This window comes from Clostridium sp. C2-6-12 (genome assembly GCF_009928485.1).
In the GTDB taxonomy this organism is placed as follows: Bacteria; Bacillota; Clostridia; order Clostridiales; family Clostridiaceae; genus Clostridium.
Genome location: NZ_JAABNP010000004.1, coordinates 82987 through 97279 on the forward strand (window position 1 = coordinate 82987; position 14293 = coordinate 97279).

Annotated in this window: 14 protein-coding genes; 2 read left to right on the forward strand and 12 right to left on the reverse strand. The window is 28.8% G+C overall.

Translation table 11 applies throughout. The features are described from left to right. Nucleotides 1-27: 27 nt before the first annotated feature. From rlmD to GXK56_RS04790, 4 genes are all read right to left on the reverse strand, one after another. The gene (rlmD, locus tag GXK56_RS04775; protein WP_160685684.1) at nucleotides 28-1383 is read right to left on the reverse strand and encodes a 23S rRNA (uracil(1939)-C(5))-methyltransferase RlmD; all 1356 of its coding nucleotides are present in this window, start codon (nucleotides 1381-1383) and stop codon (nucleotides 28-30) included. A 124-nt stretch (nucleotides 1384-1507) separates the two neighbouring features. Continuing rightward, complete coding sequence (locus GXK56_RS04780; RefSeq protein WP_160685686.1) at nucleotides 1508-1900, reverse strand: RDD family protein; 393 nt, start codon at nucleotides 1898-1900, stop codon at nucleotides 1508-1510. Nucleotides 1901-1920: 20 nt separating this feature from the next. Next, the gene (locus GXK56_RS04785) at nucleotides 1921-2619 is read right to left on the reverse strand and encodes a hypothetical protein (protein WP_160685688.1); all 699 of its coding nucleotides are present in this window, start codon (nucleotides 2617-2619) and stop codon (nucleotides 1921-1923) included. A 462-nt stretch (nucleotides 2620-3081) separates the two neighbouring features. After that, the gene (locus tag GXK56_RS04790; protein WP_160685690.1) at nucleotides 3082-3789 is read right to left on the reverse strand and encodes a helix-hairpin-helix domain-containing protein; all 708 of its coding nucleotides are present in this window, start codon (nucleotides 3787-3789) and stop codon (nucleotides 3082-3084) included. Nucleotides 3790-4021: 232 nt separating this feature from the next. Here GXK56_RS04790 and GXK56_RS04795 point away from each other — a divergent pair, with 232 nt between their 5' ends. Further along, entirely contained in the window at nucleotides 4022-5269 is a 1248-nt protein-coding gene (locus tag GXK56_RS04795; RefSeq protein ID WP_160685692.1) for a D-alanyl-D-alanine carboxypeptidase family protein, read from the forward strand. A gap of 67 nt (nucleotides 5270-5336) precedes the next feature. On the opposite strand, the gene GXK56_RS04800 is transcribed toward GXK56_RS04795, so the two are convergent. Further along, nucleotides 5337-5600: a 4Fe-4S binding protein gene (locus GXK56_RS04800; RefSeq protein ID WP_160686030.1), complete on the reverse strand. Its 264-nt coding sequence runs from the start codon at nucleotides 5598-5600 to the stop codon at nucleotides 5337-5339. 5 nt (nucleotides 5601-5605) lie between these two features. Beyond that, entirely contained in the window at nucleotides 5606-6691 is a 1086-nt protein-coding gene (asd, locus tag GXK56_RS04805; protein ID WP_160685694.1) for an aspartate-semialdehyde dehydrogenase, read from the reverse strand. A 122-nt stretch (nucleotides 6692-6813) separates the two neighbouring features. On the opposite strand from asd, the gene GXK56_RS04810 reads away from it, so the two are divergent. After that, the gene (locus GXK56_RS04810; RefSeq protein ID WP_160685696.1) at nucleotides 6814-7707 is read left to right on the forward strand and encodes a LysR family transcriptional regulator; all 894 of its coding nucleotides are present in this window, start codon (nucleotides 6814-6816) and stop codon (nucleotides 7705-7707) included. 113 nt (nucleotides 7708-7820) lie between these two features. On the opposite strand, the gene GXK56_RS04815 is transcribed toward GXK56_RS04810, so the two are convergent. The 6 genes from GXK56_RS04815 to nadD all read right to left on the reverse strand — a co-directional run bounded on the left by GXK56_RS04815 (nucleotide 7821) and on the right by nadD (nucleotide 14158). After that, nucleotides 7821-9596: a HAMP domain-containing sensor histidine kinase gene (locus tag GXK56_RS04815; RefSeq protein ID WP_243156018.1), complete on the reverse strand. Its 1776-nt coding sequence runs from the start codon at nucleotides 9594-9596 to the stop codon at nucleotides 7821-7823. Next, nucleotides 9583-10290: a response regulator transcription factor gene (locus tag GXK56_RS04820; RefSeq protein WP_160685698.1), complete on the reverse strand. Its 708-nt coding sequence runs from the start codon at nucleotides 10288-10290 to the stop codon at nucleotides 9583-9585. Before GXK56_RS04820 ends, GXK56_RS04815 begins: the two co-directional genes overlap by 14 nt. A 118-nt stretch (nucleotides 10291-10408) precedes the next feature. Beyond that, nucleotides 10409-11311, reverse strand: coding sequence for an RluA family pseudouridine synthase (locus tag GXK56_RS04825; protein ID WP_160685700.1), 903 nt, complete (start codon nucleotides 11309-11311; stop codon nucleotides 10409-10411). 224 nt (nucleotides 11312-11535) lie between these two features. Next, the gene (locus tag GXK56_RS04830) at nucleotides 11536-12828 is read right to left on the reverse strand and encodes an LCP family protein (RefSeq protein WP_160685702.1); all 1293 of its coding nucleotides are present in this window, start codon (nucleotides 12826-12828) and stop codon (nucleotides 11536-11538) included. A 32-nt stretch (nucleotides 12829-12860) separates the two neighbouring features. Next, nucleotides 12861-13439: a bis(5'-nucleosyl)-tetraphosphatase (symmetrical) YqeK gene (gene yqeK, locus GXK56_RS04835; protein ID WP_160685704.1), complete on the reverse strand. Its 579-nt coding sequence runs from the start codon at nucleotides 13437-13439 to the stop codon at nucleotides 12861-12863. A 107-nt stretch (nucleotides 13440-13546) separates the two neighbouring features. Further along, a complete protein-coding gene (nadD, locus tag GXK56_RS04840) occupies nucleotides 13547-14158 on the reverse strand; it encodes a nicotinate-nucleotide adenylyltransferase (RefSeq protein ID WP_160685706.1) in 612 nt (203 codons plus the stop codon). Nucleotides 14159-14293 lie beyond the last annotated feature (135 nt).

Genomic DNA, 14293 nt, shown 5'->3' on the forward strand with positions numbered 1-14293 from the left:
ATATCAATTTTGCTATCAATAATGAATCTATCGCTTGATTAGTTTAACCACAGTTTCAGCATGAGGAGTATTTGGAAACATGTCCTTCACTTTAGTCTTTACAATCTCATACCCTTTCTCTGTAAGCACCTTAAGATCTTCCACTAAAGTCTTAGGGTTACAAGAGACATATATTATTTCTGGTGCATTGAATTTAATCACATAATCTAAAGCTTTAGGATGCACCCCACTTCTTGGTGGATCTAAAATTATTATTTCTGGTTTATCTTTAACTGTTTTTATAATTTCCGCTACATCACCTGCTAAGAACTCACAGTTATTTAATCCATTTAATTTAGCATTTTCTTTTGCAGCTTCTACTGCTTCTTCAATAAGCTCTATACCCACAACTTTTTTTGCATTCCCTGCTACTATTTGCCCTATTGTTCCTGTACCGCAGTATAGGTCAAATACAACTTTATCATTGCTGTCTCCCATAAATTCTTTAACTATTGTATAAAGGCTTTCTGCTCCCTTTGTATTTGTTTGGAAGAAAGAAAATGGTGATATATTAAATTGCAAGCCTAGTAGAGTTTCTCTAATATAATCTTTACCAAATAATATATTAATTTTCTCAGGTATTACAGCATCAGATCTTGAATCATTTTCTGTATGTATTATTGAGACTAAATTTCCTTTATAGCTTTCGTTTCTTAAAAGCTTAACATAATCGCTTAAATCAAAATCTATTTGAGTAGTTGTAACTAAATTCACTAAGATTTCACCTGTATTTTGGGCTTTTCTTATAACTAAGTGTCTTAAGTAACCTTCTGCCTTCATTACTCTGTAGTATGGTAAATCTTGTTCTTGAAAGTAATCTGCAGTTAATCTGATAATTTTTCTATAATCTTCATCAACTATCTTACAATTATCTACAGTTACAATTCCAAATGATTTTCCTCTCATATGCATTCCTACAGAAAGCGGTGCACCTTTAGCTTCATCACCAAAAGTAAACTCCATTTTATTTCTATATTCCCATTGATTTGGGCTTCCTTGAATGCCTAGATATTCCCCTGTAGGTACATTAGCTTCCTCAAATAAAGCTTTAACTTCTTCACTTAAAAATTGTAATTGTTTTTCATAAGGTATACTTTGAGATGAGCATCCTCCACAAACACCAAAGTGAGGGCATGGTCCTTCAATTTCATAATCTGCTCTTTCATCCACACTTAATAATTTAAGTTCTGCATACTCTTCCCTTTTCTTTTTTACTCTTCCTGTTATTGTTTGGCCTGGATAAGCATTTTTTACATATATTGTTTTGCCTTCTGCTTGACCTATACCTGTTGATGGAAATTGTAACTTTTCTATCTTAACGCTTAAATCGCTTCCTCTTCTCATTATTTACTCCCTATATCTATTATTTTTTCTAATATGATTAATTTTAATTATCTAGACATTAAGAAAGAGAATGGATATAAAAATTCTTTTATATTCTATCCTCTTTTAATGTTTTAATCAAAAATTAGTTTATATTTAATATCTTGTTTGCAATAGTAGCTTTTGCTCTAGTCTTTTCCATTATTGGTGCATAAATACAATTTAAAATGAAATAAATAATTCCTGCCGCTAATATTATTCCGCCTGTTTCTCTCACAAACATATATCCAAATAATCTTATTATTTGATCTAGTAAAATTATTAATATTGCTGAAGCTGCTATTAATAAAGTTTGGTCAAGAATGTTAGCTAAAAAGCTTTTAATTGATGATTTTTCATTTTTCACCGTCACATCTTCATTTACTAAATTATGAAGTTCAGTATTTACATTAGCCTCCATTATTTCTTCTGAAACTTTTACTTCATTTTCTTCTGCTTCATTTACTGTTTCGTTTTCTTTTATATTGTTATTTTCCAACAAAGTTTCCCCCTTATATTCTACTTCATACTCATTTCTGCATCTGCAAATTTGTACTTTTTAGTAGATAATTTATATATAATACACGTTTTGGTAGCTCGTATTTCTTCTTTTAAGCCATCTATTGTGTTATTTATCACAACTTGTTCTCCATTTTTTAGTTTTTCAATTATTTGCTTATTTATATCTGAATAATCTCTGTTTTCCTGTCCTGTAAATGCTTCTATGTACTTTTTGAACGAGGTTTTCCCTAAATCAAAATTGTTATTTTTTATAGCACCTTCGCCATCAAAATTCAAACTTAGTTTTAAAGATATATCACCAGATTCTAAATTTTCTCCATATGTCTTCATACCAAAATACATACTTTCAATTTTATTGGTTTCTGGCTTAGCATTGTCGTAATATATTGAATTATCATTTACAGATACTTTATTTTCTTTTTTTATTTTTTCGTCTTTGCTATATTTTATACCTAATTCTTTTGTTACACTTTCCATTTTAGCTAACTTTTCCTTAAAGAGTTTTTGTGTTTCTTCTAAGGTATATTTTTCAGCCCATGTTCCTTCTAAATTAGCATCCTCTTCACTTGAATTATCTACAGCTGTTGTTGCTGTTTTTTCAGTTTTTTTCTCTTCTGTTCCCACTGAATTTTGACATCCTACTAATGAAGTCACCACTATTAAGCTCATTATCACACTTATAATTTTCTTAGACAAGAAATACTCCTCCTTCTTCTCCTTAAACATTTGTTTATTGCACATTTTAAAGTATAATAACAAAATATTAATTGCTTAATAACAACTATTAGATGTATAAATTTCACTAGAACTTACATACGGCAATTAATTTTCATGACTAACCACTCAAGGCAAATTAATAATACAATACTATCACTTTTGTATTACAACTTTGTGTCAACATTATACTTTTGTTTTTTTATAAATAAATTATCTAATTCAAAATTAACTTTATTATAATAATTTTAGATTAATTTATCCCCTAATAAGCAAATTTATTGCAAACAAATACTTAGTTTATATGTTTGAATTTATACGTTTATACTTAATTTTATTTAACATGCATGTATATTATATATTTTTTTGTACTTACGTGCAAACATTATAGTGTATATCTTTAAAAGAATACCATTTTTTTGCTTTGTAATGTAAATTTTATAGTTAACATTCTATTTGATTCTTTATCCTTTCAAACATCTTTTCCCCAATTCCTGTTACATTTTTTATATCTTCTATGGATTTAAACCCTCCATTTTGCTCTCTATACTCAATTATACTTTTAGCCTTTGAATCTCCAACTCCATTTAAAGTCTTTAACTCTTCTAAGGTTCCAGTATTTATATTAATTCTTTTATTATTCCCCCCTTGAACTTTATTATCAGAACTCTTTATACCAGAACTTTCATTACTGACTTCTTTGTTTACATCATTTTTATTGGCTATATAAATTAATTCATGATTTTGTAGCTTTTTAGCTCTGTTTATATTGCTTAATTCTGCATTTTCTGTAAGTCCTCCAGCAGCTTCAATAAGTTCCTTTACAATAGCACTTTCATTTAAGGTATATACATCTGGTTTCTTTACTTCGCCTTTAATTTCAACAATTATAGTATTTTCTTTGGCAGGAATACTTATCCCTTTATTACTTATATCTCCATTAGCTTTTTTTGAAGTATTTTTATATTTGCTCTTATTTTCATTCAATTGTTCATTTTCATCTGAATTGTCTACAAATATACTTTCAGTATCATTTTTTTTTAACTCCTTATATCCAGATTTAACGTATGTGATTCCAGAAATAATTACCACTATAAACAATACTATTCCAATACCTATTTTTTTCTTATCTTTTAATAATTCCTGTATCATTAACTTATCTCCTTACTAAGCCCAAAAAACTAACATTTTGCTCTATGTATATTATTACCATTTTTATTGCAATTTAGACTATTATTGGAATTATTCTAAACTTAATATAGCATAAACCTATTTTTTTTGGTAAAATAGATTATAAGCACGACTAAAAATAAATAAAGAAATTTAAACTTTTTTTATTTTAGGATAAATTTATATTTCAAAATATATAATTATGGAGAATTTTATGAAAAGAATTTTTAAAATATTTAACATAGTATTTTTGTTTTTATTTTGCTTTACATATACTAATGCTCAAGCAGATTCTGCTGGACCTCAAATCAATGCTGAGGGGTGCGCTTTAATCGATGCCTCTACAGGAACAGTTTTATTTGGAAAAAATGAAGAAAAAGTTTTAGAGCCCGCTTCAACAACTAAAGTTGTAACTGCACTCGTAGCCTTAGATAAATGTAAACTAGATGACCAAGTTACTGTTAAAGAAGATTTCACAAAAATAGATGGAACTGCTATTGGTTTATTAAAAGGTGATGTGCTAACAGTAAAAGACTTGCTTTTAGGTCTTATTTTAGAATCTGGAAACGATTGTGCTAACGCTTTAGCTGACCATATTTCTGGAAATACTACTGAATTTGCCAAGCTTATGAATGCTAAGGCAAAAGAGCTTGGCGCTCTTCACACAAATTTCAAAAATCCAAGTGGACTACCTGATCCTGAACACACAACAACTGCACATGATTTAGCTTTGTTCTTAAGAGAAGCAGTTAATAATAAGGATTATATGGAAATTTCAAAGACTCCTTTTTATACAATAACTTTAAAGAGTGATCCTTCAAAAACTATTATAATTAACAATAAAAATTATATGATTAATAAAAATTCTAAATATTATTATCCATTTGCTATTTGTGGAAAAAATGGATATACAACAAAATCAAACCATACTTATGTAGCCGCCGCTGAACATGACGGCCATATACTTGTAGCTGCATTTTTAAATGCACTAGATAAAGATCAAAATTTCCGTGATATGCAGACTGTTTTTAACTATGGTTTTAATAACTTTTCTCTAGTACATATTTATAAAAAAGATACCCAAGTTTCAGAATTTAAGATAAACGATGATCTTACAATACCACTTAAAGTAAAAAAAGATATAGATTATATTGTTCCTACTGGAAATGAAAAATCAGTTTCATCTGAACTTAAGGTAGAAGATAAAGATTTAAGTAAAAAATCTTTTGAAGAAGGTGATAACATTCTAAAAGGAACTCTTTATGTAAACGGGAAAGAATATTTAACTGTTGATTTAGCATCTGGAACCTCAAGGCATTACCAGTCTCCAATCGCTTCTGTTAAAGCCTTATCACAAACTCCTAATCTTCCAATTTATGCAGGAGCTACTGGTGTCGGACTATTAGCTGGAGGCTTTGGTTTAAGAAAATATATAAAAAGTAGAACTAAAAAAGATGTTTAAGTTTTATTAATAGTTTTCATTTTTTTAGGCTATATTTCAATAATACCTTGAAATATAGCCTATTTTTTTATCTAGATATACTGGTTTTTTCTAGAAAACTTCCTATAGGGCAAGCACGCACACATTCTTCGCATTTAAATATATAACTTCCATCAATGCCACTATCAGTATCTCGTTTATCTTGGTATTTGCCACATTCAACTCCCAATAAAGTATTATCTTTTATTGCTTCCACCGGACATGACACTTTACAAATACCGCAATAAATACAAACTTCTTTACCTCCTTTTATAAATTCACCTAAAAATTTAGGATTAATATATAAAATTATTCACTCTATTTTGCAGTTAAATATCCACAAGCCTTCAAATACTCAGCAGATAAAACTCCGCCTCCTGCAGCCCCTCTTAAAGTATTATGTGAAAGGCATACAAACTTATAATGGAATACTTTGTCTTCTCTTAATCTTCCCATAGATATTCCCATTCCATTTTCATAATCTCTATCTAAATTAGTTTGTGGTCTGTTATCTTCATTAAAATATTTTAGGAAATTCTTTGGTGCACTTGGTAAATTTAAAACTATTTCTTGTGCTTTAAAATTTTCCCACAAATTTATTATTTCCTCCTTAGAAGGCTTTTTCTTGAAGTTAACATAAACTGCTGCTAAATGTCCATTTGTTACAGGTACTCTTATACATTGTGTTGTAATAATAGGATTCTTAGCATTTACAATTTTACCATCCTCTATTTCCCCCCATATCTTTAGTGGTTCATTTTCACTCTTTTCTTCTTCTCCTTCTATAAATGGAATAACATTATCAAGAATCTCTGGGCACTCATTAAAAGTCTTCCCAGACCCAGAAATAGCTTGATAAGTGCACGCTAATATTGTTTCTGGTTCATATTCCATAAGAGCATTTATAGGTGGTACATAACTTTGAATTGAGCAATTAGGCTTTACTGCTATAAAACCTCTCTTAGTTCCTAATCTCTTCCTTTGACTTTCAATGATTTGTGCATGAGCTCCATTTATTTCAGGAATTAAAACTGGTACATCATCTACGTTTCTATTCGCCGAATTATTAGATATAACTGGAGTCTCATGCTTTGCATAATCTTCTTCAAGTAATCTAGTCTGCTCTTTATCTAATGAGATTGCACAAAATATAAAATCAACCATGTTGCAGATTTCCTCTACTTCAAAAGCATCCTTAACTATCATATTCTTATATTTATCAGGTATTGGTGTAGTCATCTTCCACCTATTACCCACAGCTTCTTCATAAGTTACACCTGCTGAATTTTTACTTGCAGCAAGAACAGTGACCTCAAACCAAGGATGATTTTCTAAAAGGCATGCAAATCTTTGCCCAACCATACCTGTTGCCCCTATTATTCCTACTTTTAATTTACTATTCATTTAAATATCCCCCTTAAAATATATTTTGCCTACTGCTTATAGATATGATATCATCTATACATATATTAGTAAAATTGATAATTTCTATTATTATAATCAATTTTTTTGATGGAGATGATTTTATGGATTTTAAACAATTAAATGCTTTTTTGACAATAAGCAAACTTCAAAGCTTCACCAAAGCTGCAGAAGTTTTAGGTTATGCTCAATCTAGTGTAACAACTCAAATTAAACTACTTGAGAGTGAGCTTGAAGTAAAGCTTTTTGAAAGAATAGGCAAAAATGTTACTTTAACGCATGAAGGAAAGAAGCTTTTACCTTATGCAAAACAAATAATAAAGCTATCAAGTGATATCAAAAGCACAGTCTTTAGTCAGGAAACTCCAAGTGGAACTTTAACAATTGGAGCTGCTGAATCATTATGTGTTTTAAGATTGCCAGAAATACTTAAGGAATATAAAAAACTATATCCTGAAGTAGAAGTTTCTTTAAAATTTGGAAGCTGTGCTGATTTTAGGTATTTTTTAAATGATAATATTATTGATGTAGCATTTTCCTTAGGCGTTAAAATAGATTCAAAAGAATTTATATCAGATATAGAGATTCCTGAACCTATGGTTCTTTTGGCTTATCCTGGTCATCCACTCATAAATAAAAAAGCAATATTCCCAAAGGATATTGAAACCGAACCTCTTGTATTAACAGAAATGGGCTGCAGCTACCGAGCTGCACTTGAAAATATTTTAGCCAACTGTAATGTTAAACCAAATATAACTTTAGAAACCGGAAGCGTCCAAGCTATTAAGCAATTTACCATGAGTGGTCTCGGAATAACACTGCTTCCCAAAGTTGCTGTAGAAGATGAAATAATTAATGGGAAACTTATTCCTTTAAATTGGGCTGGTCCTGATTTCCAAATAATATCCCAAGTGCTTTATCATAAGGATAAATGGATTTCTCCTGCACTTAGAGAATTTCTTAAATTATCTAGAAAGTTTATGGAATATTTAAAATAAGCAATGAATCTTCATGGAAATAGAACCCAATCAAAAATAAGGCTAAGGAAATCAATACAAAACTCCTTAGCCCATTCAAATATCCTCATTTAACCAAACTATGAAAATTATATTTAAAACTTGAACCAAAACCTAACTCCAATCGTTGTATTCTCCACACCAAATTTAAAGTTATGGAGCTGCAAAACATTTTTAACTATTGCGAGTCCTATTCCCGTTCTTCTTTCACTTCTATCTCTTGAACTATCTCCTCTATAAAATGTATTCCATATTAAACTTATTTTATCTTTTGAAATATGCTCTCCTTCATTTTCAATAATAAATTTCTCGTTATTTAATCCTATATTTATAGATTTATTTTCTTCAGTGTGATATATGGCATTGGATAATAAATTGTTTATCACCTGCTCAATACGTACATAATCAGCATCAATATAATACTCTTTATCGCTTGTATAATTAACATTAATGCTCTTATCATTAAACACCTTCTCATTTTTCTTCATAATTCCTTCTATAAGATCATTTATGCAGAAGTTTTCTTTTTTCAATTCATAAGCTTTTGCTTCAAGTTTAGATAAATCTAACATTTCAAGCACCATTTTATCCATCTTATAGGTTTCATCTATTATTACCTCTAAATACTTGTCTCTTTTATCTTCAGCTATTTTCTCCTTAAGACCTTCTCCATATGTTCTAATAATTCCAAGCGGAGTTTTTAGTTCATGAGCTATAGCACTTGTAAGTTCTCTTCTGTTTTTTTCTAAATCCTCCTGCTTTTCATAGGTTTTATATAAGCCCTTTGATAAAATCATTGTCATTGCAAGGACCATAATAAATGAAAGCAAATATAACGGAATCGCCTTTGGTAGTATTTCCTCCCATGGATAATAATCTGCCTTTAAACATAAATAATATTGATGGCCATTTATATATAAGGTATTAATATACTCATAATTAACTTTATAAAAAATTTCATTATCAATTTTACAAAAATTTTTAGTTGTAGTAAGCTTATTTATACTATGCCCCTTATTATCCATTAGACTTCTTAGTTCATCTTTATTGTATTCCGTAAAACTGTTATATCTTTGAAAGATTTTTTTATATAAATAATCGCTATTATTTTCCCTATAAATATCTTTCCTATAATTAACCTCCCAATAAGGATAAAAATTATCAGATATTTCTATTTTTCTTAATCCCCCTATGCCTTCAGCATTAAAGTTATATGTTTTAATTTTTTCTCCACTTTTTATACCTTCATTTGGATTTACTGCTTCATCTATTATACTTTCATAAATTTCTAATAGTTCTGGTATTATTTCATTTCCATTAACAAACCCTTGTCCTTTAATTAAATATTTTTTTGATTTACTTTTTTGATTAAAGATCTTAAAAAATTCTATTTTTTCATCTTCTGATAAATACTTATCTAAATCAATATATCTATTTACATTGCAATGATCTATATTTGATTTTTCAGGTTCTTCTTCAGCACTCAATAGGATATTACCAGATTTAGCTAACAGCTTAAAATTTTCATCATATAAATAAGTTTTGGAAAACATTTCATTATCAAAAGATGCTGTTGAAATTTCACTATTTAAACTTGTTAAATAATTTATATCCTTATTCAAAGAATTTAGGTCATTTAACCAAAACCCTGTCCTATCGTCTGATAATCTTTCATATTCAATATCATATATATTTTTAGTTATTCTATCTTGTAAAACGCTCCCCATATTATCAAACTTAGCATTATTCTCATCCACTTTAGATTTATAGTATATTCCTGTAAATACAATTGCAGCAATAAAATAAAACGTAAAAAACATAGATCCTGTCCTTAAAAATATGCTTTTAAAAGTAATTTTAACTTTCATCATTCCTCACCTCAAATTTATATCCCACCTTAACAATTGTATGTAAATGATAAGCGCCTTCTCCCAAAGCCTTACGTAACTTTTTAATATGAGTATCAAGCACCCTGTCATTTCCATCAAAATCATATCCCCAAAACTTAATTAATAGTTGCTCTCTTTCTATAATCCTGTTTTTATTTACAATAAAATAATAAAGTAAATCATATTCCAGTTTAGGAAGAAAAATTTCTTTATCATTTATATAAACTTTATGCGTTTTACAGTCCACACAAATTTCTTGTGCATAAAGCTTGTCGTCTACTATGATTCCCCTTGCTCTTTTAATTACAGAAATGCATTTAGCATATAATACTTTAAGTGAAAAAGGCTTTGTTATATAATCATCTGCTCCTAAGCTATATCCATGAAGATTATCCTCCTCATCACTTTTAGCCGTAATAAAAATTATAGGCATATCACTGCCATTCATAGAACCTTCAACTTTACCTTTACGTATTTTTTCACAAACGGAAAAACCATCAAGTTTTGGCATCATAATATCTAATAGAACTAAATCAACATTTTCCCTTTCTAATATTTCCAAAGCTTCTATTCCATCGCTGGCACAAATCACCTCACATTCTTTTACTTGAAAATAATCCTTAATTATTTCCTGCATTCTTTCTTCATCTTCAACTAATAAAACTTTATATTTCAATTTCTTCCCCTCCCATAACCATACTAATATTACAATCTGTACTCTTTGTGTCCTCAAAAAAAATCACATCATTCATTTTTGAACAATGTGATTTACAATTTAAGAAATTAATTATTTTCTATTTTATCTTATTAATCAATTCCTTCATATCCTCTGGAAGTTCAGCTCTAAGTGCAAGTTCTTCTCCTGTTCTTGGAGATTTAAAATTTAGTCCATAAGCATGAAGTGCCTGCCTCTTTATTAAATCCTCTTCCTCTTCTCCATAACCATATAAGGTGTCGCCATAGATTGGATGTCCTAAATGATTTAAGTGAACTCTTATTTGGTGAGTTCTACCAGTTTCTAATTTACATTCTACTAAACTTGCATTATTAAATTCTTCTACAACTTTATAATGAGTTATACTTCTTTGTCCTCTTTCATCAACAATTCTCTTAGTTCCATTTTCAATACCTTCTGGTTTGTATATAGGTTGATCGATTGTGCCCTGCTTTTCCTTCATAATTCCATGAACTATTGCTAAATATCTTTTCTCCACCTTGTTTTCAGTCATTTCCTTTGATAACATTCCATGCGAAAATTGATTTTTAGCAATTATAATAAGTCCAGAAGTATTCATATCCAGTCTTGAAACTAATCTCACAATGCAATTTTGGTTACTTTCCATAAAGTAATTTATTACTCCATTAGCAAGAGTTCCACTTTGATAGCTTTTAGTTGGATGCACCACCATAAAAGGTTTTTTATTTACTACTAATATATCTTCATCTTCATAGACTATATCTATATCCATTTTTTCTGGTGCTATATCCTGACTTTCATCTTTTTCTAAGTCTATTTTTATTGTTTCTCCAATAGTTAATACTCTATTCATTTTTACAACTTGATCGTTGACAAATATTTTTTTATTAATAGAGGCACTTCTTATAAGTCTTGTTGATAATCCAAGCTCTGTTTTAAGATATTCTCTAATTTTAGTTCCCTCTTCTATATTTGTAACCTTTTTTTCTAAAATACTCATGTAATTAATCTACTCCTCATATAACTTACTTGAAAACATACAGAGCAAAATTTTACCCACAGTTTTTAATTCGAATTCATTATTATTATTTAAGTTCTCGGTTGCACTTAATAAGTTCTTAATTGCGCTATGCGCTTTTTTATATGTGATAAGTTCTTGATTGCGCTATGCGCTTTTTTTATATGTGCACAATTTTCTATAAATATTACAACTTTATCAACAATCTATTCAACCAAAGATGCATAATCCTTCCCTAAGATTATTATCACATCATACTCTTTATATTCTGTTCTTGTATCTTTTTTATCATCATTTTTGATGTTTAAATCCTGATTAACTATTTTTAATTTATCATTATCATTGGACATTATTACGCTTTTATCAGTGACCTCAGTATTTCCTGTATCAATTTTGGAATATCCTGCGTTTTTAAGCTGTTGCATTGCTTTAGCTGCTAGTCCATTAATTTTAGTTCCATTTAATACTTTAATTTTAATATCATCTTTAGATATATTTACTGATGAATTTTTAGCTGACGCTGCTGAACTTAAAGAACCTATAACATCTTTATTTCCGTTCTTATCAAATATTAAAAAAGATTCTCCATGAATAGTTTTAGGCGTCCCTGCTGCTATTACCATTGACATCTTATCTTTTTTTAAATTCATAAACTTTAAGCCATAACTCATAACTTTAAATGATGACATATTTGTTTCTATGTTATCACCTAACGCTGACATTATACTTGGAATCCTAAATATTATAAAAGGACTTGTAAATTTATCTACCACCTTAGATATGAATTTTTGTTGATTTTCAATCCTATCTAAATCGCCATTAGCAAAGCCACTTCCATCATTATTTTTTCTCCACCTAAAAAACTCTTCAGCTTTTTTCCCATCTAAGTTAACTGTCTCTCCAGCCTTAAAATTAATATGAAGATTTTGTCCTTCATCATCATAAATCATATTTCTTTCAATCTTCATTTCAATTCCACCTAGAGCATCAATAATTTCTCTAAATGCATTATAATCGATTTTTACTAAATAATTAATTTTTATATTTAATAAACTTTCAGCTTCCGCTTTTATTTTAGGGTACCCACCAATTGCATAAGCAGCATTTATCTTAACATTTCTATCATTAATATTTATCAAGGTATCTCTTGGAATCGATACAACTGTAAGCTTATCATTAGCTGGATTATAATTCAAAACCATTATTGTATCTGTTCTTTTTATAGATTGATTGTCCACCTGTTTTGGATCTCCAATATCCATTCCAAGTACTAATATATTTACAGGATCCCTTGAAGATACATCAATACTGCTTGGCATTGACTTACTTCCAATTTTCATTAATGCTGAAACTCCAAATATTGTTGAAATCACAATAAATGTTAACACAAATGCTATTATCCCTATAATTACCTTTTCAAGTATTGAAGTAGAATTATCTCTTCTAAAAATCTTTGAAAGTATAGCTTTCTTTTTTTTCTTTTCAAACCGTCTCCCCATAACTCACCTCTTGTATTTTGAGACTATATGAATTATTTATTAAATTCAGAATCAAATAAAAAATAATTTCTAGCTTTAATAGTATTTTCATCAATAAGCAGGTTTTTGCTCAATAAAAATTGTATACTTTGAGTTAACCCTTCATACACACCCGCATTTAAATTTTCATATGTAATTTTCCTTATCTCCTCAACACCGTTAAAATTTCTATTTGGCTCTATCATATCTGCAATATATATTATTTTAGCTAAAACAGACATATTTTCTTTTCCTGTAGTGTGCCATCTAATAGAATCCAATATTTCTTCATCTTCAATTCCAAGTTTATCTTTAGCCACTATTGGCGCAATAATACCATGCCATAAGTTAGAATTATTTTCCTCCACTGATGAAATAATAATATTATTCTCTGCTATTATTTTCTTCATTGTATCTTTAGCTAAATTTTTAGCCACATCATGAGCCAAGGCTGCAATTTCAGCTTTTTCTTCTGAAACATTGTTTAGCTGCGCTAACTTTTTAGCCATTTCAACAACACCAGTTACGTGAATATAACGCTTTTCTAATAAATTTTCTTTTAGATATAAGTTCATTTCTTCTATAGATAACATAAATACCCCCGTTAATCAATTATCAGTTAACAATTAACAGTTAAGGATTATGTTTAACTGCATTGTAACTTTAACTATATAGCTTTACTTTATAATAATTTATAATTCTATTTATTGATATATAATTTATTTTTGTATATTATCTCTGCTACTTTTGATGGTACAAAGAAATCAATTCTTTGATTTTTATTTACTCTTTCCCTTATATAGGTTGAAGATATTTCAAGTTCTTTTAAATTTAAGATGATAATTTTTCCATTATATTTTTCTTCAATTAACTCTTTTCTTTCTATCATTTCTTCTTTACTAATTCCAACTCTAGGGAACACTACAAGAGATGCCAAAGAAAAAATCTTTTCAACTGATTTCCACTGTTCTAAAGTTAATAAACAATCTGCACCAGTTATAAAAAATAGTTCTATTTCTTCATTTGTATTGTTTTTAAAATCTTCTAAGGTTTCATATGTGAAACTAAGTCCTTCTTTTTCGATTTCATAATCTGAAACAGAAAAACCATCATATGTTTGTATTGCTAGCTTCACCATATTATATCTAAGATTAGAATCTGTAACTATTTTATCCGCCTTAAGCGGCTGCTTTCCTGCTGGCATAAATATTACTTCATCTAACTTTAATTGTTCTTTAGCTTCATAAGCTATATATAAATGCGCATAATGAATAGGATCAAATGTCCCTCCTATTATACCATACCGTTTCATAAGCTTTCCTCCAAAGTAAAAAGGTTATTTTACTATTATATCACGAAGTAGTATTAAATATTATTTTTAATATCTTAATTTTTACTAAAATAAATTAAATTTAATAATCAACACCACATATTATTTTGAACATAA